A 24,214-nucleotide genomic window follows, 5' to 3' on the forward strand; every position below is an offset into this window, starting at 1 on the left:
ATTCACCACTAGTAACTTGAAGTCTGGGGTGTGTGGGATGAGTATTCGTAGAGTATTAGTAGTACCCACGTTAATACTCCTCTCAATAGTAATACTATCCTACAGTTCTCCCATGGTGGAAGCAGCCAGCGTTAAAACCCCCAGTATAGCAAGTATACGAGACATCGTGAATAAGGTTGACGGAAACTACATCTCACTAGTACTAGTAGTAGATAAGTCAACCCCAGCTAGCATAGTTAACAAGCTGTATAGTAAGCTTGAGAGCACTAAATTCGAGTACTATGGTGCAGAAGTTAGTCTAGCTGCATCAAGACTTATTAGAGATAAGCTTGGAAACTACGTTGTAAAAGTATTCGGGCCCCGAGACCTAGTGTTAAGCACAGTTGAAGGTGTTAAAGGTGTAGTCCTCAGCAACGTACTCGTGAAGCCAGCATTAACTCTAATGAACACGAGAATAGATGAGAGAATAGCTGACTCAGCACCAGTTAAAGAGATACCTAAAGTTGATACAGCATTCGTAAGGTATATAACAGGAGTGGATGCAGCTGAAGGAGTCTTCGGAGTAGATGGCAGCGGGGTAACCATAGCTATTGTTGACACGGGAGTAGACTACGGGCACCCCAACCTTCAGGGTAAACTGATATACTGGAGTGGAGAGTACATTGACGCCTACGGCAACCTAGTCAACATTACTGAGCCACTAGTACTAGATGCTGATGAATCACAAGTTATAATACTCCAGGGCTTTACAGCTACAAATGGAGTTATAACTATTCCAGCTGGCACAGTATTCCGGGTTATAACACCATTCCCTGTGGACATACCCATATCCTCTGACATCACGCTTAACGTTACAGGTGTAACCTCAGCGAGTGGAGTATACAGGGTGGGCTTAACATACCTAAGCCTTGTAGGCTCTTCTAAACCTGTTGTAAGATTCATTCTACTAGCAGACCCTGCCGCCCCAGGCGTTTATACTGAGCTATACGTGGATCTCGATGGAAACCGTGCTTTCACGGATCCCGTTGACATGAAGGCATCCTACTACGGTAACAGGATACTAGTATCACCCAGCCTAACTGAACCGCAATATAGTTTTGGTGTAGCCGGAGGCTTCTTCTACGATCTCGGATGGTGGTTTAGCTCGGGTAGGTTCCTGCCAGGCTGGGATCTAAATGGATGGTACATTAGTATATTCTATGATTTCCACGGGCATGGATCAGCCTGTGCTTCAGCTGCAGCAGGAGTAGATGTAATGTACGGTGGATTACTACAGGGTATAGCACCTGGAGCTAAGGTGATTGGTGTTAAAGCCTTATGGTGGGGTAATGTTGAGCTCGGTATGCTGTGGGCTGCAGGCTTCGATGTAGACAGCTACGGCTTCCTATACTACACTGGTAGCAGGAGAGCTGATATTATAAGTAATAGCTGGGGTATCAGTAGCTTCATATATGATATCTCAGGCTTCGGCTACGACTTCACATCAATCCTCGAGAACGCTCTAGTCACACCAGGCTTCCTCGATCCAGGCTACCCGGGTATAATTGTAGTTCAGGCTGCAGGCAATGGTGGCGGCGGCTACGGCACAGTGACATCACCTGGCTCTGCAGCAGGCGTAATAACAGTAGGTGCATCAACATCATGGTGGCCTTACTACCTGCTGTTCGGGTACGGTGATGTAACATGGGATCAAATAATAAGCTGGTCTGCCAGAGGGCCGGCTCCAGCAGGCTACTTGAAGCCTGATGTAGTTAATGTCGGCGCATTCGGATTAACTGCTAGTGTTATAGGGTGGAATGCAGGATACATAGGTATCTTCGGCGGGACAAGCTATGCTACCCCGCTGACTGCTGGCTCGCTAGCCCTTGTGCTTCAAGCGTTAATCAGCAGGTATGGTGAGGAGGCAAGGTATACTAGTCCATTCGAGGTTAAACAGCTGTTAATGAACACAGCAGACTACCTTAACTACCCGCCATTAGACCAGGGTGCTGGGAGAGTAAACGTTTATAGAGCTGTCGCCAGCATCCTAGCTAGCAGTGAGCCAGTAATATACTCTAGAAGCTACTATAGTGGTGTGGCAGGCAAGCTCTCAGAAACCTGGTTCTACTACTGGAGGGACTACATACCCTTCAACATCCTACAATGGTACGGCGTGTTAGTGCTCCCGCCGCAACCCTCCATGCCTTCATCATGGAGTAGCTTAGGCTACTACGGTGTCTACGTGCCGGATATACCGCTCGGGCTGTCAAGAGTCTTCGATCTCTCCGTGTACAATCCTACCAGTACTCCAATAACAGTAGCCTTTAAGAGCTTTAAATTCCAGGCCTCCTACAAGAAAACCTATAGCTTTAATATCACTGTACCGAAGAATCTAAGCGACTACTCATTCTACGTGATACTCGATAGAGGTGAGATACCCGGCGACATAGCCTTCATGGATGTCGAGATTAACATGCCATTCAAGTACTTTGACGCTAACAGGAACTACGTGCCTGACTACGATGCCCTGTTGTACGCCTATATATGGATTAACGATACAGATAGAAACGGCTACCCGTACAATCCGAGTGATCCACGCAATATGATACAAGCCGGTGAGCTAGCCTACGTTAACTACGGGCTGCATAGAAGCTCGTATAACAGGCTCCAGATAGCTAACCCAAGAGCATGGCTCGATAAATTCGCCTCATACTACGGTGATGTAAAACTTGTTATAAGAGGCAGGATCTGGAATGACGTGGATACAAGTAAGGGCGACTTAATTAATGCACCAGTAAACATAACAGTAACCTACTATAAGGCTGTCGATGACCCATCAGTTAAGCTACCCAGCTTCACGTTCACAGTATACCCTGGTAGAACTATAACAGTCTACGGCCTCGTATCCACTACGTATTCAACACCTCCAACAGTCTACCAATCCTACGTAAAAGTCATCGTTAACAATGGTGAGAGAGAATACTACGTGCCCCTCACGTATACAGTAGTAGCATCACTAACCCCCGGGATTAAAACAGTATTGAACCTGTTGAGCGATACTAGCTCTATAATGCCTTCATCACACTTAAGAGGAGAGAACGATTGGGGCTGGAGGTATGAGGCTGGAGACTGGAGGTTCTTCTATGTTAACGTGGCAAGCCCCAGTATAGCGTACATGCAGGTTGAAGCCAGGTGGAGTCTACCTAACACTTCTCTCGTAGTATACACTATAGGTCCCAACGGATTCTTCACTGGAGTCTCCTATGGTGAATCAGTATCATGGCACAGGTATCTAGGTAGCGGCATATTCATGTGGCATGCTACAGGAGGGGTTGGAGGAAACACCTCGACTATAATATTCCCGAGTACATCGTACAGGTATATGCTCTACCCATCAAAGAAGCCTACACTAGGAGTCTACACTATAGCTGTTAGAACAGTACTATTCGATTCATCAACAAACCTAGAGAAATTCACGCTGTCAGTCTGGCCGCTCTCAGTACCTCAGAGACTACCATTAACCCCTATGCCTGCGAGTGGCAGCACGATGCTACGAGTATACTTCCCGTACCCTGTGAATAAGTCTACAGCTATAGTTGATGTATCACCATTCCCAGTATTCAGCTCACAATACCTGAATCCAAGAACATACAGTGTGACGCCAGAGAGCTACACTGGATCCTACCCATCATTCTACATATTCACGTATACTCTAAGATGGAGTAATACTGGTACAACACTAGATAGAGTTGACATCTCAATACTCGTTGAGGTGACAGCTCCAAGCCTACCAGTATACAGGTGGAATGGTACAAGCTACGAGGCTGTCACAGCAACATACATACTAGAGGACTGGGTTATAACAGGACTCCAGTACTCCTGGTGGTTCCCTTAAACTAAAACACTTAATCCAATATTTTTTCTTGTTTCTTCTACTACACCTATAGTTAACTCCTTTAAGCCTTACTATCCTACTTGCACAGCCAGCCTAGATCACTAGTTGAGCCTAGAGTATGCATTTGTATACAAGTGTATACACAGTGTATATGCTTGTCTAAACACCCCTCTTATAAGTTCACCAGGCCATTACTTTCAGCACGGTGGAGTAAATGTCTAGGAGAATACTATCCATAATACTCTCAATACTACTCATAGCACCTATGCTAGCATCTCTAACAGCATTCATCCCGGTAGCAACAGCACAAGGAATAATAAACTACGTGAAGGGATCCCCAGGCGACGAGTATGGAGTCTACCCTGGTGGAGTAGTAATAGTAAACTTTAATGCCCCGATAGTAGCACAAGTGATAATCACTATCTATAATGCTCATAATACCAGTGTAGTATATGCAACTCAATACTATACTCCTCCAGCACCTGGAACATACACTGTGCAGATCCCAATACCCAAGAAGCTACCCAACATTGGAACCACCGACCCGCCAGCACTACTAGTGACAGTTAGCATACCCTTCATAGGCAGCGATTCGAGAACTCTCTATGTGTACCCGTTAATAGAGGTGTCACCATCGACGACAACAATAGTTGACGGCTTAGGCAACTTTAAGAGCGTGACAGTCTACGGTTACGGCTTCCCAGAGGGTATCAATATAACTGATGTGGAATTCAATACCACTCCATACTTACTGGATACCCCGGCTACTACAGGCTCTGATGGTAGTGTCGCTGTAACTGTATCATTCAATGCTACATTCCAGCTACCTATGGGAACCTATAGTGTAAACTTCAGCTATGCTACAACAACAACACCAAGCCTTGCAGCTAATACTTCAACAGGGATACTATCAATTATACCTCAAGCAGTGATCACCCCGAACTATGGTCACGGCAGGGATGTTGAGGCTATCTCCATAGCTGGATACGGGTTCCCAGCTAATGCTACAGTAAGCCAGGTGAAGTTATTCAACACTAACTTCACTAATGTAGTCTACGTATTCAACGTGAACACTTCAGCAGACGCCAACGGCTTCTTCAATATAACTAACTTGAAGAGCTTCAACTTCACTAATATGACTGCAGGCTTATACATACCCATAGTAGTTCTCAGCGATGGCTCAAGCTACACGTTCAGGAACACGTATCACCTAGTCAGGCCACTCTTATGCTACGTGGTAGGCGGTGCCCCGCAGTGTGATGCTCCAGCACCAAGCGTGAAGCCTGGTGACACTATCACTATAGCTGCATACGGTTACGGTCCTGGAGAGGAGTGGGGATACCAGGCTAACTTCCTCAACGTCTCGCTAGACAAGATTAGGTGGCTGGCTGTAGGTATACCGCTAGGTAAGGATGGTAATGCAACCTTCACAGTACAGATACCACTAGATACACCATTCGGTGCACACTACATATGGGGTATTGATAGATGGGAGTACGAGTACAGCCTTGCAGTAGTCGTCGGCGTGAAAGCATACTGGGTAGGCATCAACCCGCTAACCAATACAAGCCTGCCTAGTACTCAAGTATCTGCTACACTACCAGGCTTAACTACATCATTCATAGTATGCCCGTGTGAAACTGTCAACGGTACAGCCTTCTGCGGTGAGTGCGTCAAGTATGGCGAGGAGTGCGATTACCTCGGCGACCTGATAAAGGTTGTAGCATACGGTATGGTGCCCGGTGAGAGCGTTGAAGTATACTTCGGCGACAAGCTTGTTGGAACTGCTACTGCTGACAGCCAGGGTGTCTTAACATTCAGCTTTGTAGTTCCAACACTACCTGAAGGCGAGTACACTATAAGGATAATTAGCAGTGTTAGCGGTGAAATCGTCGTGAACTTCTCAATGAACGTTAACGACTACGCTAACCCGCAGGTAACACCTAAGATACTACTAGCCGCGTTAAGCGGAGACTACGTGCCGATACTAGTCGGTAGCGGCATAGTGAGAGTACTCGGTACAGGCTTCACACCTGATGTAGCTGTACTCGGAGTGCTGGTTAATGATACAGACGCCTTACTCAGTGTTACATCAAACGTGCAGAGGTGGACCACAGATAGCAACGGTGTGCTGACAAGCCAGTTCACAGATGTACTCGGCCTCTGGATACCTATGGTGCAGCCTGGTAAGTATGCTGTCAGCCTAGTCTACTCTCTAGTAGGCGGTGTAATTAAGAAGAGCCTGCCAGGATACGTGTACGTAGTCAACAACATCTCGAGGCTTGCAACAGTAGATGATGTAAGCATTGTCTCAAGCAAAGTTGACAAGGTATCCAGTACTCTGGGAAGCGTAGCTAACACTGTATCCTCGATATCAACAACTGTGAACAGTATAGCTAGCTCTGTCAGCAACATCTCAAGCAGGCTTAACGATGTATTAAGCCAGCTAGCTAACGTCGCCACGAAGAATGATGTAAACACGCTAGCCGGTAAGATTGATTCTGTCTCATCAACTCTCAGCAGTGTAAGCGGTAAGATAGACACGCTGTCTGCAAGCCTAAGCGATGCTGTAGGCAAGATTAACAGTGTAGCCAGCCAGCTCTCCACAGCCGTGGAGAGCATTAACAGCGTGAGCAGCAAGGTTAACAGTATAGCTAGCGATGTATCAGGCTTAAAGACCAGTGTAAGCGACCTCTCAAGTAAAGTTAACAGCATTTCAAGCCAGCTAGCTAACGTTGCTACAAAGAGTGATCTAGCCAATCTCGCAACAAAGAGTGATGTGAATGCTGTCTCAAGCAAAGTTGACAGCGTGCAGAGCAGTATTAACACTGTCTCAGGCAAGGTTGATACTGCTATAAGCAAGGCTGATGCAGCAGGGGCTACAGCATCCAACGCCTTCTACACTGGTGTGGGAGCTGTAGTATTCTCGCTGCTAGCCATGATATTCGCTCTACTAGCCTACCTGACTGTAAGGAGAAGCATTGTCTCGAAATAACCCTCCCTAACCCCTAATCTTTTTTAATTTTAATACTTGTTCAAGCCATCCTCCCTTATACTGTAGGCTGACTGGGAGAACCAGTCACCTTGAACACCTGTCTAGCGGTGAGTAGTAGTGAGCATTGAGGTGAAGCTCTCGTACAATACTATTCTAGCCCTAGCAGTAGCTCTACTCTCACTAGTAGTCTTCGCATACGTATACTGGTTTGACTCAGGGCTATCCTACACCTGGATTATACCTTTGAATACTGCTCAAAGCATCCACGTGTACTTCAAGGAGAGCGTGACACTAGGCTTAGTAGATGTGAGAGACGGCTCTATAAGCATTGAAGTAATTAGAGGAGTCCCCTGGGAGCTCATTCTAGGGCCAGCTGAAACAAAATACGCTGTAGTATCCGTGAGAGGCTTAAGCCTCTATACAACAGTAGTTAACGCTGCCGGCATCCCTGCAGCCTCAGTAACAGCCTGGGTTATCTCGAAGAAGGCTAGAGGAGTAAGACTGATTATAGCGGTTGCAGTAATCCTCCTCCTAGTAGCACTTAATGCTGCATCCTCAATACTCTACTTGTCAACAGGGTTGAATGCCGGCTACACAGCTAGTGATCGAAGGGTAAGCCTGCCTCTATCAGAAATGAGAGTGTACTTGAATGAAACAACCCCTTCACTATACTACTATGCGACAACTGATAGCATCAATGGTGTAGCATTAGTCAATATATCATTCAACTTCAAGGATAACATTATACCATCCTACGTTATCACCCAGTTCAGCGGTCAAGGAGTCAACGAGTCTAGAGTACTCACAGTATACCTTCCAGTTGAAGCCGGCGGAGTCCTCAGGAGTAATGGAGGCATAGTAGGCGAGGCATACTACACCAGGTATACTGTTAACAGCAATATATCAATATACGTGGTGTCCACAGGCGAGCTCCAAAACTCTACTCTAACCTACTATAAGGTTTCATTCCAGAGGATTGGAAGCTGGCCACCTCTAATCATAGTTCTCCTACCGTTAATCTCACTAGTAGTCATGCTAGCTTCATGTACTCTACTGGCAAGAAGACTGTGAAGCCTGAGACTACTCCCCCGGCTTAATTCTTTTAACCTTCTTTCCACGGGGCGACGGCTCTACTTCGAGCGCAGCATCAGGGAACTTTAAGTGGAGCTCCCTCCCATTGAACAGCCTGTCTAGGAATACTGCTAGTGCAGCCACCTCCGAGTGAGGCTGGTGGCCGACAGCAACATTGTAGTCTGCTATCTGGTAGAAGAAGCCTGGAACCTTCCTGGAGCCTACTACCACTAGTATATCCCTGCCGAGCCCTCTAATCTCGTCTATAATGTCGTCTAAGTGGACTCCATACATTGTTAAGTGTACTACTACCCCGCCATTTTTCTTCCATTCAATACAGTACTTCTGGGAGTTAACACCCATCTCGAAGTGTAGTCTACCACCCCACCACTCTACGACTTTCTCAAGCGAGTTATGGATCCTCTCGTCTACTACATCACCGAGAATAAAGCCGCTTGCCCCGAAAGCTCTCGCGACGAGAGCTACATGTGTTGTAATCCTCTTATCTCTCCCAGGCCTATGACCGTATCTTAAAACGTAGACTCTCATAGCTCTACCTCTTAACAACACGGTAGATTTCTTCTACTAGCTTATCTAAGTTAAGCTTCTTAAGTGAGGAGACAGGGATTAATACCTCTCTATCACCCAGTAGCTTCTCAACACTCCCAGCCACGCTCGTATAGTCTCCTAGCAGGTCTATCTTGTTGAGAGCTATAATTACAGGTCTACCCTGAACTCCCAGTCTAGCTAGCACTCCTCTAGTTGTCTCCAGCTCCACGCTTATCCTCTCCAAGGGCTTAGAGGCATCTACCACGTTCACTACTACGTCAGCTGAGCTAACTTCTTCTAGTGTAGCGTAGAATGCTTCAACAACCTCGGGCGGCAGGTCTCTTATGAAGCCGACAGTATCGGTTACAATAAACGTTAAATCCCTGTAGGAGACTCTACTGGATTTAGGTGTTAGCGTTGTAAAAGGCTCCGGGCCGACAGGCTTACTCAACCCTGTTAAAGCGTTAAAGAGGCTGGTCTTCCCTGCGCAAGTGTAGCCTGTTATAGCTACATGGGGGAATCCTGCTTCAACTCTAAGCCTCCTTCTAAGCTCGCGGATAGCTCTCAGCTCGCTTAGCTCTCGTCTAACCCTTGCCTCCTTCTTCTTCAGCATCAGGTAGTATTTCTCGTAGCCGTACCTACCGGCGCCGAGGAATCCGTGGAGCTCGCCTATCTTAGCGTACCTTATAGCCTCCTTGACTAAAGGCATGCTGTACCTGAGTCTAGCTAGCTCTATCTGTAGCTTAGCCTCCCTGGATCCAGCGTGCTCAGCGAATACTTCGAGTATCAATAGTACTCTATCCACGATATCCTTCTTCAACTCCCTAGTTAGGTTCACTAGCTGGGATGGCTTAAGCCTATCCATTACAATCAGCTTGTCGAAGTCCACGCTCTTAAGCTTCTCAATTTTATCCATTGAAATATACGTTTTAGGAACAGGCTTTCCAATCTTTAAAACAAGCTCTATACTACTATAGAGGGTTTTCACTAATCCAAGCTCCTCCTCTAGGAAACCCCAGTACCTTCCAGGTAGCGCTACAGCTACCCTCAATACTCCACCCAGCTCTACTCTCGTTTAAGCCTTATTAAATCACCGATTGTTAGATCCTCGCTGCTACCGCGGGCTTCAACCTTCTCCTCCACAACTGGCTCAAGCAGTTTTACTCCGAGAGCTTTCTCCAGCCTCCTAGCTAGATCCAGGTCGGGTTTAAGCCTCCCCGACTCAATCCTCTTAATCACACCCTCACTCTCACCTACTCTCTGAGCCAGCGCCTGCTGACTCCACCCGAGCCTCTCCCTAGCCTCCTTAATCCTCCTAGCATAGTCTTCTACAACCTCGTACTCCTCGCTTATCTTCGGCTTTGGTTTCACCGGCATGCCTCTTACAGGCTGTCTTACTGTACTCGGAGACTTCTTCTCTGGTATGAAGGGTCTAGCCTTCCCCTCTCTTACAAGCCTATTGTAGCATTGAGGGCACACGTTGAGCACACTGCCCTCAACTACAACCTTCCTGCACTCCCAGTCCTCGACTTCTCTACCACATATCTCACAGTAGCAGGGCATCGCCAGCACCATTAAACAAGAAGTGTGGTTCACCCATTAAATCTACTCTGGTGAGCCTTAAGCCATGGCTACCTTGAAGAGATGGCTCTACGGTTTAAATTAGTTTCATAAAGCCATATCGAAGAGGGGTTTAAGCCTTGAGCAGTGAAATGGATAAGAGTAGTAGTGAAGTAGATGTAGCATTAAACGAGGAGGACTACATAAGGTATCTTGAATCAAAGGTTAGACTCCTGGAGGCAGAGCGCGAGAAACTCTTAATGAAGCTGAACTACTATAAGTCTGAGCTGGAGAAGATGATTTCACCACCCCTCATAGAAGGTATCGTCGAGTATATTCTAGAGGATGGTAGAGTAGTAGTAAAGAGCTCGACAGGCCCTAACCTCATAGTCCCAGTTGCTGAAGGAGTTGATAGAAGCCTCATTAAACCAGGAGCGAGAGTAGCCCTCAACCAGCGTGGCTCAGTTATAGTTGAAGTACTACCATCCCATATAGACACTTACGTGCAGTTAATGGAGGTCGTGGAGAAGCCTGGCGTGAGATACGAGGATATCGGCGGGCTAGCAGAGCAGATTAGAGAGCTGAGAGAAGTAATAGAGCTACCACTCAAGCACCCAGAGCTATTCGAGGAGACAGGGATAGAGCCGCCTAAAGGAGTACTATTATACGGGCCTCCTGGATGCGGTAAAACCCTGCTCGCTAAAGCAGTCGCCTCGGAATCCAATGCAACCTTCATAGCTCTAGTCGGCAGCGAGCTAGTCCAGAAGTTCATTGGTGAAGGAGCTAGAATAGTTAGAGAGCTATTCGACCTCGCTAGGAGGAAAGCCCCCTCAATAGTCTTCATAGATGAAATCGATGCTATAGCAGCTAAGAGGATAGATATAGGCACTAGCGGTGAGAGAGAAGTCCAGAGAACCCTAATGCAGCTCCTAGCTGAGATAGATGGATTCAAGCCCCTTGATAAAGTCAAGATTATAGCGGCAACAAATAGAGTAGACATCCTAGACCCAGCAATACTGAGGCCGGGCAGGCTGGATAGACTGATAGAAGTACCACCCCCAGACTACAATGGGAGAATCGAGATATTCAGAATACATACTCGTAGAATGAAGCTCGCCAGCGACGTAGACTTCCACGTGCTAGCCAAGCTCACCGACGGCTTCACTGGAGCAGAGATTAAAGCAGTGGTGACAGAAGCAGGATACAATGCTATACGTGCAGGCCGCAGGCAAGTCGTAATGAAGGACCTCCTAGAAGCCGTAGAGAAGGTTAAAGCCAAGAAGAAGCTGCGCAGTAGTGAATGGCGTCCGGAAAGAGCATACCAGGAGCCATCAATCTACCAGTAACCATTTGACCCTACACTACTATTATTGAATCTTACCCCCTCATTCACACATACTCTAGTCGCACAGGAGTCATGAAGCTTCTTCAAGCCCAGCATCATAGAGCTTCATCAAGTTGATAAAACATAGATAAAAAGGAAAGATTCCTAGGGGCACGGAAAAGAAATTGCTTTCAAAAGAACTACTATTACGGAGATCCCATAGTCTACAGTAGTTTAGGCTTACCTGCAAGCCCCAGGGTTGGAGGATGGCTTGAAGGATGGGCCCGCGGGGATTCGAACCCCGGTCCACCCGGTTATGAGCCGGGCGCTCTACCTGGCTGAGCTACGGGCCCTAAGCGTATTCTAATGACTTGTAAAAGGGTTTTAATAGTTTTTCACATGCTTGCTTAATCTCCATTGAATCCTGCAGGATTAAACTACAACTTGAGCTCTTTGTTGGTGGCGCGGGTAGAGGAGATGCTGGTAGCCTTAGAGGGCTGGTTGAGGAAGGTGTTCTATCAGCCTGTATATCAAAGATATTGTCGGAGAGCCTTGGTATACTCTGTAAAAACCATCTTCCTTTCAAAGGATAGTTTCCCGCGGTATCTCTAGAATCACTGAGCTTCAGGTGGTTACACTTGCATGAAGTCCTAGCATGGAAGCCCTAGCAGGCTTCAGCTGGATCCTTTGACTGCGAGAATGTACTTGAAGGCTGCGTCTGCAGCTATAGCTCCATCGGCTGCTGCTGTTATCACCTGCTCGAACCTGTATTTGTAGGGGCCGCCTGCAGCATCACCTGCTACAAATACTCCTGGTAGATTAGTGCTTCTATCCACGTTTACTTTGACTCGACCTGTCTCGTCGAGCTCTAAACCTATCTTCTTGAAGAATTCTACTGGGGGTTCCAGCCCGATCTCCACGAATAAACCGTTTACTTTCAACTCTGTCTCCTCCATGGTCTTCGTATCCATTAATCTCACAGCTTCAAGGCTTTCACTACCGACTACCTCCTTGACAACCTTGTTGGTTAGAACTGTTATCTTGGGATTCTTGAAGGCTGCATCCACGTATATCTTGAATGCACGGAAGGAGTCTCTTCTATGTATAAGGTAGACGTGGGATGCAATGTTCGCAAGGTATAGTGCTGATGTCAGAGCAGAGTTACCGCCGCCGACTACGGCTACTACTTTACCCTTGAAGAGCGGGCCATCGCATGTAGCACAGTAGGAGACTCCCTTCCCGACAAGCTCTCTCTCACCGGGAACATTGAGCCTCCTCTTCTCGCTTCCAACTGCCAGTATAACAGCGTAGCCGCATATGACTTCACCACTACTAAGCTCAACGCACCACTGGCTGCCTTCAGGCTTCCTAAAGACGTTGACTACCTCGCCTGATACTATCGGCACGTTATACTTTCTTACATGTTTAACAAACTTGTCTACTAGGTCATTGCCTGGTGTATCAGGGATACCAATGTAGTCGTCGACTAATGGAGCCTCAGATAATGCTCCTCCGAGTAGTTTAGCTACAACTATAGTTTTAAGCTCGTATCTAGCACTGTAGAGTGCTGCTGTAAGCCCAGCTGGCCCTCCACCTACTACTATTACATCGTATACTTCCCCTGTCTCACGTGTCGTTCTAGCTAGTCCTGTTAACCTGAACTTTAAGCTCACGAGTAACCACCATGTTAGCCTTTAGACTCCACGCTGCTTAATAATACTTCACTACCCCTTAATCCTTAATATCTCGTATACTAGTATCCCTGCTAGCGCTGTCACCGGCATACCTTTAGGCACGCCTCTAGGCCAGGCGATCTCCAAGCCTTCAATCTCCCTTCCACTAGGCTCCTGGTCGCCTGAACCCAGGAGTAGAGCTGTCCTCACGGATCCAGCGATAAGCTCCTCTACCCCTACTTCTCTTCCAGCCTCGCTAACGTAGACTACTCTCTCGCATCCAAGCACGCCGCGGAGATCTCTGACTTCGGGTAGAACTATGAAGGGCCTGCCGAGCTTTATTGCCAGCTTATGGGCTTCCGGCACTCCTATCTGCGCGGCTGCCCCAATAGGTTTTACTACAACCGGTACGAGGATGCTTGAAGTATACACGGCTTTAATGAAGTCCATGAGTTTCTGGATACTTGAGGGCAAGTAGAGAGCCATGTACACTCTAAGCCACCCCGCTATCTAGTAGTTCAGCTAGGTGTCCGGCTATAGCTCTTGCTAACGGGACTGGGACAGCCTCGCCAACCATATTATACTGCTCATCTCTTCCTCCTATAAAAACGAATGTATCTGTGAAGCCCATTAATCTAGCCTGCTCTCTAACAGTCAGCAGCCGGTTCTCGAAGGGATGGATGAACCTCGAGGAGCCTAGAACAGTCGGCGCTATGGTATCCGGGTTAAGTCTTACTAGGTTTGGAAGGAGTCTTCTAGCACCCTGGTAGAATACTAGTGCCTCACCCCATTTAAGCCTTTGGACTCTCTTAAGCTTCCTCCAAGGGAGCTCTGGTGGACTCTCGTGGTTCGGAGGCCAGCGTCCAGGCGGCGGGAGCCCTTCTAGAGCCTTCTTCACAGTAATTCTCTCCCTCGTTCTAGCAGGCTTAATTTCAACGTTTGATATGAAGACTCTCTTCCTGTGGCTTGGAGTCCCGTGGTCTTCAGCAAGCAGCACGTTGAAGTATACCCTGCTATAGCCGACTCGCTTGAACTCGTATACTAGTGCGTCGCGTAGCCCGTTTTCAGTTATAGCTGGAACATTCTCCATGACGAAAACCCTCGGCTTAAAGTATCCTAGTATCCTTATGAAGTGGAGGGTTAGCTGGCCCATAGGATCGCTGTAAAGCCTATCCACAGGGTTTCTCTCGCGCCTAGGGTTAGCTCCTGTGAAAGGCTCGCAGGGAGGGCTACCTATAACTAAGTCTACTTCACCTGGATCCACGAGCTCTACTATCAGCTCTCTGCTGAGATCCTTAACATCTTCATTCAAGACTATAGTGCTAGGAAAGTTAGCCTTATATGTCTGGGCAGCTGGCTTAAAGCTATCCACAGCTAGTAGAGGCTTAAATCTACCAGTCAAGTGGAATCCAAGTGAGAAGCCCCCAGCCCCCGAGAATACGTCAATATACTTGTAGACGGGTTTCAATCTTAAACCCGTTCCAGCCTCCTGATTAACTCGTCAACCCTCTTAATAGATTCCTTCAGGGCCTCTATAATTCTATCTCTATCTACTTCAATGAGGAGTTCACCATCGTTAGGGCAGAGGAAGTCGCTTGCATAAGCCTCTTCAAGTGTATACCTTCTACCACACCTAGGACACTGGTATGTGGCATTCTCCTCCTCGAAGCGTAGTCTCGCGGCAAGCTTCTCACGGGTCTTCCTCAACCTGAGGAGCAGGGCGCTTTTAACTCCAGGCTCATTAAGCCTCCATATGTGGAGTACTCCATCCTTTGTTCTAAGCTTACCGGGAACAACTAGATTCTCCTCCGACATCTTCTGCAGGATCTTCCTGCCTTCATTAGATTTTATCCCAGTATCCTGCGTGAGGAGTTCTTCAGCAACGTATCCTCTCTCAATGATAAGCTTGAGTAGCTTAACCCCCTGCTCCCCGTAGAGACTTTGAACTAGCTCCTCGAGTACTCTAAGCAGCTCGCTGCCTTCTTCAGCCTCAAAGACCTTACTCAGCTTTACTCACCATCTAATACTACTAAGTATATATTCTGCTAGAAAGACTTATATCTATTCCAGTCTTCGGCATAAAATGGTGTCTAGTGGTGTGGACACTCATAATGAGAGTTAAAAGCAAAGGGTGCCCTAGCTGCATAGCCACAGTGCTACTACACCTCTACAGGATTCCAGGGGTTAAAGGTGCACGTGTACGTGGGAGCAGCGTGCTAGTTCTCATCGAAGATGAAAGTACTGCTAAAAGAATTCTAAGTAGTGATGCTATTAGAGACTACTACGTAGTTGAGGAGTGGAGTATTGTAGAGGGAAATCTGCTTAAGGAGACCTTGGAGTTCAAGCTGAAAGGTTGACTAATGCCAACATGGTGATCATTTAAACAGTCATGATAGAAAAGTTTATATAGAAGCCCTTACATGAGATATCCCTGGATTCTCTCGAGTGGTGATCTCCATGGCAGCTGAGCCTACTGGTATACCTGTACTGATATTAAAGGAGGGGACGCAGCGGACAGCGGGGAGAGACGCGTTAAGAGCTAATCTACTCGCTGCTAGAGCTGTTGCAGAAATGATTAAAACTACTTATGGGCCTAAAGGAATGGATAAAATGCTCGTTGATGCTCTTGGAGACGTCACTATAACTAATGATGGTGCAACAATACTTGATAAAGCTGAGATCCAGCATCCAGCAGCCAAAATGCTAGTCCAGGTCTCCAAGAGCCAGGATAGTGAGGTTGGAGATGGAACAAAGCGTGCAGTTATATTTGCAGGCGAGCTCTTAAAGAATGCTGAAGAACTACTCAACAAGAACATCCACCCGACAGTCATAATCTCCGGCTACAGGATAGCTATGGAGGAGGCGTTAAAGGCTCTCAGCGAGATAGCCGAGCCGTTAAACATAGCTGATGAGGAGCTATTGAAAAAGATTGCTAGAACCTCTCTCACAAGCAAAGCTGTTCATGATGCCCGCGAGTTCTTCGCTGAGATGGCTGTTAAAGCAGTAAAGCAGATTGTGGAGAAGAGAGGCGACAGGTACTACGTTGACCTCGACAACGTGCAGATAGTCAAGAAGTATGGTGGAGCACTACTAGACTCAATGCTGATTTCAGGTATAGTTCTAGATAAGGAGGTTGTTCACCCGGGAATGCCGAGGAGAGTAGAGAATGCTAGAATAGTACTCCTCGACGCCCCACTAGAAATAGAGAAACCAGAGATCGATGCAGAGATAAGGATAAGCGATCCCGAGCAGCTCGACAAGTTCCTGCAGCAGGAGGAAGAGATACTAATGAAGATGGTTGATAAGATTGCTAGTGTTGGTGCTAATGTTGTTGTATGCCAGAAGGGTATTGACGAGGTAGCCCAGCACTTCCTCGCCAAGAAAGGAATACTAGCAGTAAGAAGAGTAAAAAGAAGCGACCTAGAGAAACTTGAGAGAGCTACCGGAGGCAGAATTGTAAGCAACATTGACGACCTAACACCCGAGGATCTAGGCTATGCTGAGCTAGTAGAGGAGAGGAAGGTTGGAGAAGACAAGATGGTGTTCATTGAGGGATGTAAGAACCCGAGGGCTGTAAGCATAGTAATCAGAGGTGGATTAGAGAGGCTTGTAGATGAAGCTGAGAGAAGCCTGAGAGATGCTCTCTCATCTACAGCTGACGCTATAAGAGATGGAATGTTCGTGGCCGGTGGTGGAGCAGTAGAGGTCGAGCTAGCAAAACGCATCAGAAAGCTGGCTACTAGAATCGGGGGTAGAGAGCAGCTGGCAGTAGAAGCCTTCGCTAAAGCTCTAGAGGGACTAGTAACCACGTTAATCGAGAACGCCGGGTTAGACCCGATAGACGTCATGATGGATCTAAGAGCAGCCCACGAGAGAGATGATGGAAAGCACATTGGCGTAGACCTCTCAACCGGAGACCTCGTGAACATGAAGGAAAAGGGTGTTATAGAGCCTGTCAGCGTAATAGCCAACGCTATTAAAGCTGGCACAGAAGCCGCAACAATAATACTAAGAATAGATGACGTCATAGCTGCAAGCAAGCTCGAGAAGAAAGAAGAAACCAAGAAGCCTGGCGAAGAAGAGAAGAAGGAGGAAGAATAACCAAGCTCAATACTCACTCCTTTTTATAAGGATTCACTAATACTCTTAAGCCACACCCACAGCTCGTTAACATGCTTCAAGAACACGTATAGCCTGCCCGAATAATCCTACCTCCTACGGGATGAATACAGGCAAGTAAAGTGCAGATCAACCGATATATTTTCTAAACACAGTTATCCCGCTTCACTCTAGTTCACGGCTGAATTAGAGGCTTCTATCTAGAATCATGCTCGAATAACCTAAAGTATTACTCCCAGTTCTCTTCTAACCTGGCTTAGACTTAAAGGTTAAGCCAACGTAGACTTTATCCATGGGTTTTAATCCTAGCTCGCCAGGGCTTCTGATTACTACTAGCAGCCCGTGAAGAGATATCACAGTTCTATAGGTGCCGCCCAGCATGGTATTTGATACAATGTATCCCTGAGCACAGAAATATTTCTCGAGGCAGGCCTCTCTATCGCCTCCCACGTATACTTCAACTACTGTATCATCTACTCTAGGCTGCTCTACTACCTCTTCGTGTAGTTCTACCTCGATGAGCAATCCACTCCCGCATGAAGCCTTCAGCCTGTATACTTTTGGAGCCCTCAGCTGCTGGATTTCACTGATACTACACTCGTACTCCACCACTGTTTAAAACACCTGCTTCACTAATTAGCCTAGGGTAAGATAAAAAGATACCTAGGCTTTAATAAGCATTGGTGGTGCAGGATGTCTGTGGTTGACGCGTCGAGAAAACTAGTCAGCGAGCTTACCTCGTTGATGGATAAAAAGATCCGTGTAGTACTAAGCGATGGAAGATACTATGAGGGGATACTAGTAGGCTTCGACCATCCAGGCTTAAACCTGCTGCTGAGAGGAGCTGTCAACGAGAAGGGAGGTAGAATCCCAAAGGTCTTAATCAAAGGTGAGAGGATATCAGAGATAATGATACTTGAGGAGCCGTTATTCAATCCAGAGGAGTTCAAGGAATGGGTTTTAAGAGAGATGAGGATACCAGAGCACATGGTTAAAGTAATACCTGAAGCTAGAGTTGTAGAAGTCCAAGGGCGCTACAGGATCAGCGAGGAGGGCGTAATAGGCTCAGGCCCTATAGCTGAAACCCTTCACAGCATCTACGTGAAGTACATGGAGTATAGGAGAAAGATTGTGCAGGGATAAAGGAATGTTTTTTCGAGCCGAGAGAACACGATCTAGCTGGGAGGATAGCACGGTTAACCACTAGGCACGGGCGTATTGAAACCCCCTATCTTTTTCCCGTTGTAGACCCGTTGAGACAAGAAGTGTCTTTAAACAGCCTAGCGGAGCTGGGATTCAACGGAGTGGTAACAAACGCTTACCTCTTCTACAAGAGGAGAAAAGGGTCTGTGGAGTCTATTCACGAAGCCTTAAAGTGGGATAAAGTATTAATGACGGATTCCGGGGGCTACCAGGTTCTAGTATACGGGGATGTAGAAGTCGATAATAGAACAATAGTTTCCTATCAGAGGGATATAGGAGTTGATATTGGAGTAATACTAGATAAGCCTACAGGTAGCATGGCATCCCATGAAGAAGCCCTTAAAAGCGTTTACGAGACGTACAAGAGGGCAGTGGAGGCTGCACCATTAATATCTGATAGCGACCAGCTATGGGTTCTACCAATCCAGGGGCTTCCTTACAGGGATTTAGTTGTTAGATCATCTATTCTCGCTTGGAGGCTACCAGTCTATAGTATATATGCTCTTGGATCCCCGACAATCCTCCTCGAGAAGTACAGTTATGCTGGAATCGTGGAGTCAACAATCCTAGCTAGGATGACGCTGCCACCAGGAAAGCCAATCCATGTTTTCGGAGTCGGCCACCCCATGATAATACCATTCCTGGTGGCTGCTGGCGGCGACTTATTTGATTCAGCAAGCTACGTGCTCTACGCTCGAGACGATAGATACATGACTGAAACAGGGACGAGGAATATAAGGGACCTCCAGTACCTTCCATGCAGCTGCCCTATCTGCAGCAGGTATACTGTGAGAGAGCTACTTGAGATGCCTAGGCAGGAGAGAACAAGGTTAATCGCACTCCACAATCTTCATCTTCTAGCAGAAGAGCTTAGAAGAGTAAAACAGGCTATCAGAGAGGGGAGGCTATGGGAGCTCCTCGAGTATAAGAGTAGAGGGCATCCCCGCCTCCGCGAGGCCTTTAAAGTGCTTGTTAAGTACAGGCGTATACTAGAGAAGTACAATCCTGTATCCAAGCCTGACGCCAGGGCTCTAATGCTAGTTGATAGCTCTTCAACCCGTAACCCACGCTTAGAGGCCACCTCGAGGAGAGTTAGAGAGGCTATAGGAGACCTCGTCGAGAACAAGATTGTAATCGCTATCCCAGCTTACAGGAAACCCTATACAAGCCAGGTGGAGTATGCTGTACTCGAAGAAAAGTATGGTAGTGATAGTAGAATAGCACTACTATTCCTCCACCCGATGCTAGGCTTAATCCCTCCCGGGTTGTCGTCAACATACCCCTTCTACCAGCATGAAGCCTTGTTCACTAGAAGCGATATATCATCGAGGAATATTGGAAGGCTCCTCGCTGAATTGAAGAAGAAGGGGGCAGTAAAAATAATACTCGTGGAGGCTGGATGGCTTGATAAAAAGCTCTATGCTGAAATACTTAGAGAGGTTAAAGGAGTCGAGGATATTACAGCTATATGTAGGATAGACGAGATCTCCTCTCTCCTTCCTCGAGAGCCTTCTCGATCTTCTCCTTCTCGCTCTCAATAGCTTCTATCATTAATGCTTCCTCTTCGAGAGTTGACGTGCCTATCTTAACGTTGAGAACCTCGCTTAACACTTCAACGGCAACTATGCTGGCTCTAGGATCAGGTCTATAGAGCTCTGTGTAGGGTAGTATCGTAGCACCCTTTAATCCATACGCCTGCATGAACATCATAGTTGAGGCGAGGGGCCCGATAACGTATCTCTCCTCGAGTATCCTAGCATTAAGCTTAATGCTTGTCTCGCCTATCGGTATCCACCTATACTTCTCATTGCCTTCCCTTAAGCTGGGGTCTAGACCCCCTACTAGAACAACCTCTTCAACACCCAGCTCCCTGGCGAATGAGGCTAGATACTCAGCGTACATTGTTCTCTCTCTTTCAACAGGTGTTGCATTATGGAGTACTACAAGCAGGCTTCTACCACCAGCTTCACCAGCATAGACTTCGAAGGGGTATACTAGTCCATGCTCTCTAGTATAGAATGTGAATTCAGGCATATACCTAGTCTTTATGAAGCCTATTCTACGTAGCTTAAGCTCTCTTACAATATGTCTTGTTGTAAGATACCCTACCATCCCGAAGCCCTGGTAGCCGGTCACTAGAAACGCTTGTTTTAGTGAGCGAAGGTCTACATCAGAGGTTTTAATGAATGATATCATTGCTTAACCCTTCCATCACTCCCTCTCTAACTCTAACAGCCTCGCCTCTTTTATAGTAAACCATCTCGTGTCCAGCGAGAACAGCTCTTCCCACAGCAAGTAAATCCCCGCTCAGTGAGACTACTAGAACTTCATCGCCGGGCCGTATACCTGGATCTGCCGCCAACACATGCCGGCTGAACAAGTTGCCTCCAGCCGCTATGAATTCAGCGTAGTCTCGTTTAACGTAGACTCTCAGCTTTGGATAGGGGAGCATCTTGTTAAGGACTCTGCCTGAAGCTACATGCAGGTTAAACCTGTAGTCTCCTGCTCTTAGAGTCAGGTATTTCACGCCACCTAGCATGACATGTCTTACTTTCATTGTGCTCGGGCTGACAGCGAGCTCTACCGAGTCGGGTATAAATTCGCCTCTAACACCAAACTGAAGTCTCGCTATCCACCTTAGCTCTGAGAGTTCTCTCGGCTCAGGTCTTCGTATTTTTAAGCCCATGGAGACCCCTTAACCTGCTACGTTCCATACCTCCATGAAGCAGTATACTCCTCCTGCTCTCTTGTCATGAAGTCTATTCTCACGCCCATTGACTCAAGTTTTAATCGAGCAACCATTTCATCCAGCTCTACTGGTGGATTGAAGACTCTTGCAGGCAGCCTACCCTTATTCTCGAGCAGATATAGTGATGCAAGAAACTGGTTTGCAAAGCTCATATCCATTACTTCACTGGGATGACCTTCTGCAGCTACAAGGTTTACTAGCCTGCCTTCCGCGAGCAAGTAGAGCTTCCTCCCATCATAGAGCTCGTACTCAGTTACATTGGGGAGTATATTCCTTTTAGCCTTGGAGAGGGCTTCGAGGTCTGGTATCCATATCTCTACGTTGAAGTGTCCTGCGTTAGCTAGTATAGCACCATTCTTCATTTTCTCGAAGTGCTCTCTCCTAATCACCGCTTTATTACCTGTTGCCGTTATGAATACATCGCCTACCTCAGCGGCCTCGCTCATCGGCATAACCTCGAAGCCATCGTATACTGCTTCAAGCGCCCTGATAGGGTTAACCTCTGTGACTATAACACGCCTTGCTCCAAGCCCCCTTGCTCTTGCAGCTATACCTTTGCCAACCCAGCCGTAGCCTGCGACTACTACCACCTTACCGGCTACAAGAATATTCGTAGCCCTAAGGATCCCGTCGAATGTGCTCTGCCCTGTCCCATACCTGTTGTCGAACATGTGCTTTGTGTAAGCGTTGTTCACGGCTATCACAGGATACCTTAATAAGCCTTCCCTCTCCAAGGCTTTAAGCCTTATGACACCGGTTGTAGTCTCCTCAGTCCCCCCGGTGATTCTGCTAGCCGTATCCAAGTGCTTTTCATGCAGGTAAGCGTGGAGATCAGCCCCGTCATCTAACACTATATCCGGCTTCCACTCGATAATCCTCTCAAGACACCAGTAGTATTCATCACTGCTCTGACCCCTCCACGCGTAGACGTGGACACCGTATTCTACTAGAGCGGCTGCTACGTCATCTTGTGTTGAAAGCGGGTTGCTTCCAGCTAATGCTACTTCAGCTCCTGCATCAATAAAGGCCTTCATTAGAACAGCTGTCTCCTTAGTCACATGGAGCACAGCCCCAATTCTCACATTCCTCAAAGGCTTCGAGCTCTCATACCGCTTTCTAATAAGCATTAAAACCGGCATATGCTGTTCAGCCCAGGAGATCCTGGCTTCACCTTGAGGGGCTAGGGATAAATCCTTGACACGGTACTCCACGTCGTTCACCATGAGTATACTCGTATAGCTTGCCAAGCCTTTATAGACTGATACCTAGCTTTATTAAAGCCAACTCCACTCTTGTAGTTCTATAATATTTTAGCTACCAGCTGGTAACAAGGTAACAGTACGAAGTGGTGTACAGAGCTATGCTTCCACTCGAACCCCAAGTGCTAGTAAAAGAGAGTGTCTACACACTCCTACTACTCGCATGGGTTATAGTAGTCGTCCACCCTTTAACCAAACACTTATACTACTTGATGAGGAGGCATGGGGTCCCCCATAATAAAGCGGTATACTATAATAGAAAGATTATACATATTCTTGCAGGCGGGTTAGTATCCATAATGATTCCTCTACTGGAGTACAAGACACCTGTAACTATCATACCAATGATAGTGCTCCTAGCTGCTGCAACCTACCTCCCCCATAAGAAGGGAAAACTCATGTACTGGTTTCAGGATCCAGAGAACATTAATGAAGTACACTTCATTATCATGTGGGGTGTAGTAATGACGTCCTCATGGCTGCTCTTCAATAACTGGGTTTACGGGGTTGTACCGGTAGCCTTCATGTCTTTCGGGGATGGAGTGACAGGTATTGTTAGAAACTTGATCTACGGTGGGAGGAATAAATCTTGGTATGGTAATATAGCAATGCTAGCTACAGTCGCTCCAATAGGCTACTATCTAGCAGGCCTGCCAGGCTTAATTTCAGCTGTAGCAGCCAGCATAGTAGAACACTTCGAGATCTACGAGAGAATAGACGATAATATCACAGTACCTCTAACAGGCTTCACCATACTACTGGCATTAAACTTCATGCTAGGATAACCACTACACGTGTAGCTGACTCCAGGTAGGCCTCTTCATCTAGACAGGAGCTTCTTCTCTAATTCAGAGTCAGCATCCACGCTTGCATACAGCACTCTCAAACCCCACTTAGCAGGCGTGAAGTAGCATGTGATAGAGCTAGCGGGGGCTGAGGTAGTAGTGAATCAACAGCTTACTCGCAGGCCTGTAGATCGATTCCAGTAGCTCTAAGCTTAAAAATCCTCTATGCTATACCCCTGATCTCAGCGTTAAAAGGTGAGTTTAATGGGTAAGGTGAGAATAAGACTTGTTAAGAGGATTGCACGCGAGCTATTGGAGAAGCATCCAGAGCTGTTTACAAGAGACTTCCAGCACAATAAGGCTGTAGTCTCAAGGCTGGTGGATACATCATCGAAGAAGCTGAGGAACATGATAGCCGGCTATGTGACCCACTTGATAGCTATTCAGTCTAAACGCAAGGCGGCGTTAGAGCAGGCTGAGCAATGAGCATTATGCAGCCGATTACAGTTGAATCTCTCCCAGGTGGATTCCACCGTATATCCCTCTTCGAGAAAACCGTTTACTTAAGGATTAGTGTTTGCAGTAGGAGGAAGAACAGCCTAGACGAGGAGCTCGAAGAACTAGGCGAAAGAACAGGTGTTACTATAGCTATAATACCTTTAAGCATGACTAGTATTCCACAGATAGTGCAAGGTGCTCTTCACTTCATAATATACAAGAAGGAGTTTTCGAGATTCAAGAATAAGGGGCTACTACTCTTAATGCTCTCCACAGGGTACACTCAGATCTCCAAAGCTCTCTCTAAGGCTAGAGACCTATTTGAGGGAAGCCTCGAGTACTACCTAGTTGAGCTAGCTGAGGAGCCGCCTGTAGAACCCGGCTGGCAGGCTAGTATCAATGGAGAGTACTGCAAGCCTCTCAAGAAGCTTGAGCAGGTAGGGGTCAGTGATTTCACACCCCTCGTGAAAAACCTTCATGCATTACTTGAGATGATATAGCACGCAGCTAGTATTTAGGGCGTTCCTGCAGGATGCTTTGAAAAAACCTAGAGCA

Annotated in this window: 22 protein-coding genes and 1 tRNA gene; 11 read left to right on the forward strand and 12 right to left on the reverse strand. The window is 47.0% G+C overall.

Translation table 11 applies throughout. From position 1 onward, the window contains the following. Positions 1 to 37: 37 nt before the first annotated feature. The 3 genes from OWQ48_01805 to OWQ48_01815 all read left to right on the forward strand — a co-directional run bounded on the left by OWQ48_01805 (position 38) and on the right by OWQ48_01815 (position 7,940). Positions 38 to 3,874 (forward strand): S8 family serine peptidase, encoded by a 3,837-nt coding sequence (locus tag OWQ48_01805; GenBank protein ID MCY0867953.1) that lies wholly within the window; start codon positions 38 to 40, stop codon positions 3,872 to 3,874. A 214-nt stretch (positions 3,875 to 4,088) separates the two neighbouring features. Further along, positions 4,089 to 6,869, forward strand: coding sequence for a methyl-accepting chemotaxis protein (locus tag OWQ48_01810; protein ID MCY0867954.1), 2,781 nt, complete (start codon positions 4,089 to 4,091; stop codon positions 6,867 to 6,869). A gap of 117 nt (positions 6,870 to 6,986) precedes the next feature. Continuing rightward, positions 6,987 to 7,940, forward strand: coding sequence for a hypothetical protein (locus OWQ48_01815; GenBank protein ID MCY0867955.1), 954 nt, complete (start codon positions 6,987 to 6,989; stop codon positions 7,938 to 7,940). Between the two features lie 9 nt (positions 7,941 to 7,949). Here the strand turns inward: OWQ48_01815 and OWQ48_01820 are convergent, their stop codons facing one another. The 3 genes from OWQ48_01820 to OWQ48_01830 are packed head-to-tail and all read right to left on the reverse strand — an operon-like array spanning position 7,950 to position 10,052. Then, positions 7,950 to 8,489 (reverse strand): tRNA (cytidine(56)-2'-O)-methyltransferase, encoded by a 540-nt coding sequence (locus OWQ48_01820; protein MCY0867956.1) that lies wholly within the window; start codon positions 8,487 to 8,489, stop codon positions 7,950 to 7,952. Positions 8,490 to 8,493: 4 nt separating this feature from the next. Beyond that, the gene (hflX, locus tag OWQ48_01825) at positions 8,494 to 9,540 is read right to left on the reverse strand and encodes a GTPase HflX (GenBank protein ID MCY0867957.1); all 1,047 of its coding nucleotides are present in this window, start codon (positions 9,538 to 9,540) and stop codon (positions 8,494 to 8,496) included. A 14-nt stretch (positions 9,541 to 9,554) separates the two neighbouring features. Next, entirely contained in the window at positions 9,555 to 10,052 is a 498-nt protein-coding gene (locus tag OWQ48_01830) for a multiprotein bridging factor aMBF1 (GenBank protein MCY0867958.1), read from the reverse strand. Between the two features lie 149 nt (positions 10,053 to 10,201). Here OWQ48_01830 and OWQ48_01835 point away from each other — a divergent pair, with 149 nt between their 5' ends. After that, entirely contained in the window at positions 10,202 to 11,395 is a 1,194-nt protein-coding gene (locus OWQ48_01835) for a proteasome-activating nucleotidase (GenBank protein ID MCY0867959.1), read from the forward strand. Between the two features lie 257 nt (positions 11,396 to 11,652). Here OWQ48_01835 and OWQ48_01840 read toward each other — a convergent pair. From OWQ48_01840 to OWQ48_01860, 5 genes are all read right to left on the reverse strand, one after another. Then, positions 11,653 to 11,726, reverse strand: a tRNA-Ile gene (locus OWQ48_01840). Positions 11,727 to 12,047: 321 nt separating this feature from the next. Continuing rightward, on the reverse strand, positions 12,048 to 13,046 hold the full coding sequence (locus tag OWQ48_01845; GenBank protein MCY0867960.1) for an FAD-dependent oxidoreductase: 999 nt from the start codon (positions 13,044 to 13,046) through the stop codon (positions 12,048 to 12,050). Positions 13,047 to 13,097: 51 nt separating this feature from the next. After that, positions 13,098 to 13,532 carry a RecB-family nuclease gene (locus tag OWQ48_01850; GenBank protein MCY0867961.1) on the reverse strand — a complete coding sequence of 145 codons (435 nt, stop codon included), beginning with the start codon at positions 13,530 to 13,532 and terminating at the stop codon, positions 13,098 to 13,100. 7 nt (positions 13,533 to 13,539) lie between these two features. After that, positions 13,540 to 14,514 carry a DNA cytosine methyltransferase gene (locus OWQ48_01855; protein MCY0867962.1) on the reverse strand — a complete coding sequence of 325 codons (975 nt, stop codon included), beginning with the start codon at positions 14,512 to 14,514 and terminating at the stop codon, positions 13,540 to 13,542. 2 nt (positions 14,515 to 14,516) lie between these two features. After that, on the reverse strand, positions 14,517 to 15,017 hold the full coding sequence (locus OWQ48_01860; GenBank protein ID MCY0867963.1) for a transcription factor TFIIE: 501 nt from the start codon (positions 15,015 to 15,017) through the stop codon (positions 14,517 to 14,519). Positions 15,018 to 15,139: 122 nt separating this feature from the next. Here OWQ48_01860 and OWQ48_01865 point away from each other — a divergent pair, with 122 nt between their 5' ends. Both OWQ48_01865 and thsB read left to right on the forward strand, forming a co-directional pair. Further along, positions 15,140 to 15,403 (forward strand): hypothetical protein, encoded by a 264-nt coding sequence (locus OWQ48_01865; GenBank protein ID MCY0867964.1) that lies wholly within the window; start codon positions 15,140 to 15,142, stop codon positions 15,401 to 15,403. Between the two features lie 100 nt (positions 15,404 to 15,503). Further along, the gene (thsB, locus tag OWQ48_01870) at positions 15,504 to 17,147 is read left to right on the forward strand and encodes a thermosome subunit beta (protein MCY0867965.1); all 1,644 of its coding nucleotides are present in this window, start codon (positions 15,504 to 15,506) and stop codon (positions 17,145 to 17,147) included. Between the two features lie 264 nt (positions 17,148 to 17,411). Here the strand turns inward: thsB and OWQ48_01875 are convergent, their stop codons facing one another. Then, on the reverse strand, positions 17,412 to 17,777 hold the full coding sequence (locus OWQ48_01875; GenBank protein MCY0867966.1) for a DNA-directed RNA polymerase subunit G: 366 nt from the start codon (positions 17,775 to 17,777) through the stop codon (positions 17,412 to 17,414). Between the two features lie 81 nt (positions 17,778 to 17,858). Here OWQ48_01875 and OWQ48_01880 point away from each other — a divergent pair, with 81 nt between their 5' ends. After that, complete coding sequence (locus OWQ48_01880; protein MCY0867967.1) at positions 17,859 to 18,308, forward strand: Lsm family RNA-binding protein; 450 nt, start codon at positions 17,859 to 17,861, stop codon at positions 18,306 to 18,308. Beyond that, positions 18,305 to 19,909 carry a tRNA guanosine(15) transglycosylase TgtA gene (gene tgtA, locus OWQ48_01885; protein MCY0867968.1) on the forward strand — a complete coding sequence of 535 codons (1,605 nt, stop codon included), beginning with the start codon at positions 18,305 to 18,307 and terminating at the stop codon, positions 19,907 to 19,909. Before OWQ48_01880 ends, tgtA begins: the two co-directional genes overlap by 4 nt. Here the strand turns inward: tgtA and OWQ48_01890 are convergent. From OWQ48_01890 to ahcY, 3 genes are read right to left on the reverse strand one after another with little or no spacing between them, the layout of a single operon-like run. Then, positions 19,833 to 20,564, reverse strand: coding sequence for a PAC2 family protein (locus OWQ48_01890; GenBank protein MCY0867969.1), 732 nt, complete (start codon positions 20,562 to 20,564; stop codon positions 19,833 to 19,835). The two genes, tgtA and OWQ48_01890, sit on opposite strands and share 77 nt — an antisense overlap. Beyond that, complete coding sequence (locus OWQ48_01895) at positions 20,548 to 21,054, reverse strand: pseudouridine synthase (protein ID MCY0867970.1); 507 nt, start codon at positions 21,052 to 21,054, stop codon at positions 20,548 to 20,550. The genes OWQ48_01890 and OWQ48_01895 overlap by 17 nt, the downstream gene beginning before the upstream one ends. Before the next feature lie 17 nt (positions 21,055 to 21,071). After that, positions 21,072 to 22,328: an adenosylhomocysteinase gene (ahcY, locus tag OWQ48_01900; GenBank protein ID MCY0867971.1), complete on the reverse strand. Its 1,257-nt coding sequence runs from the start codon at positions 22,326 to 22,328 to the stop codon at positions 21,072 to 21,074. Positions 22,329 to 22,477: 149 nt separating this feature from the next. Here ahcY and OWQ48_01905 point away from each other — a divergent pair, with 149 nt between their 5' ends. From OWQ48_01905 to OWQ48_01915, 3 genes are all read left to right on the forward strand, one after another. Beyond that, positions 22,478 to 23,161 carry a dolichol kinase gene (locus tag OWQ48_01905; GenBank protein ID MCY0867972.1) on the forward strand — a complete coding sequence of 228 codons (684 nt, stop codon included), beginning with the start codon at positions 22,478 to 22,480 and terminating at the stop codon, positions 23,159 to 23,161. Positions 23,162 to 23,425: 264 nt separating this feature from the next. Then, positions 23,426 to 23,647, forward strand: a complete 222-nt coding sequence (locus OWQ48_01910) for a 30S ribosomal protein S17e (GenBank protein MCY0867973.1) — start codon at positions 23,426 to 23,428, stop codon at positions 23,645 to 23,647. After that, complete coding sequence (locus OWQ48_01915; protein ID MCY0867974.1) at positions 23,644 to 24,159, forward strand: hypothetical protein; 516 nt, start codon at positions 23,644 to 23,646, stop codon at positions 24,157 to 24,159. The genes OWQ48_01910 and OWQ48_01915 overlap by 4 nt, the downstream gene beginning before the upstream one ends. Positions 24,160 to 24,214: the final 55 nt, after the last annotated feature.

The sequence above is a fragment of the Desulfurococcus sp. genome, assembly GCA_026626905.1.
GTDB lineage: Archaea > Thermoproteota > Thermoprotei_A > Sulfolobales > Desulfurococcaceae > Desulfurococcus.

Coding starts and splice junctions, on each gene's coding strand:
- OWQ48_01890 (MCY0867969.1), bottom strand. CDS start 20,564: ATGATATCATTCATTAAAACCTCTGATGTAGACCTTCGCTCACTAAAA.
- OWQ48_01915 (MCY0867974.1), top strand. CDS start 23,644: ATGAGCATTATGCAGCCGATTACAGTTGAATCTCTCCCAGGTGGATTC.
- OWQ48_01895 (MCY0867970.1), bottom strand. CDS start 21,054: ATGGGCTTAAAAATACGAAGACCTGAGCCGAGAGAACTCTCAGAGCTA.
- OWQ48_01810 (MCY0867954.1), top strand. CDS start 4,089: ATGTCTAGGAGAATACTATCCATAATACTCTCAATACTACTCATAGCA.
- OWQ48_01805 (MCY0867953.1), top strand. CDS start 38: ATGAGTATTCGTAGAGTATTAGTAGTACCCACGTTAATACTCCTCTCA.
- OWQ48_01820 (MCY0867956.1), bottom strand. CDS start 8,489: ATGAGAGTCTACGTTTTAAGATACGGTCATAGGCCTGGGAGAGATAAG.
- OWQ48_01910 (MCY0867973.1), top strand. CDS start 23,426: ATGGGTAAGGTGAGAATAAGACTTGTTAAGAGGATTGCACGCGAGCTA.
- OWQ48_01830 (MCY0867958.1), bottom strand. CDS start 10,052: ATGCCCTGCTACTGTGAGATATGTGGTAGAGAAGTCGAGGACTGGGAG.
- OWQ48_01850 (MCY0867961.1), bottom strand. CDS start 13,532: ATGGCTCTCTACTTGCCCTCAAGTATCCAGAAACTCATGGACTTCATT.
- thsB (MCY0867965.1), top strand. CDS start 15,504: ATGGCAGCTGAGCCTACTGGTATACCTGTACTGATATTAAAGGAGGGG.
- OWQ48_01835 (MCY0867959.1), top strand. CDS start 10,202: ATGGATAAGAGTAGTAGTGAAGTAGATGTAGCATTAAACGAGGAGGAC.
- OWQ48_01880 (MCY0867967.1), top strand. CDS start 17,859: ATGTCTGTGGTTGACGCGTCGAGAAAACTAGTCAGCGAGCTTACCTCG.
- OWQ48_01905 (MCY0867972.1), top strand. CDS start 22,478: ATGCTTCCACTCGAACCCCAAGTGCTAGTAAAAGAGAGTGTCTACACA.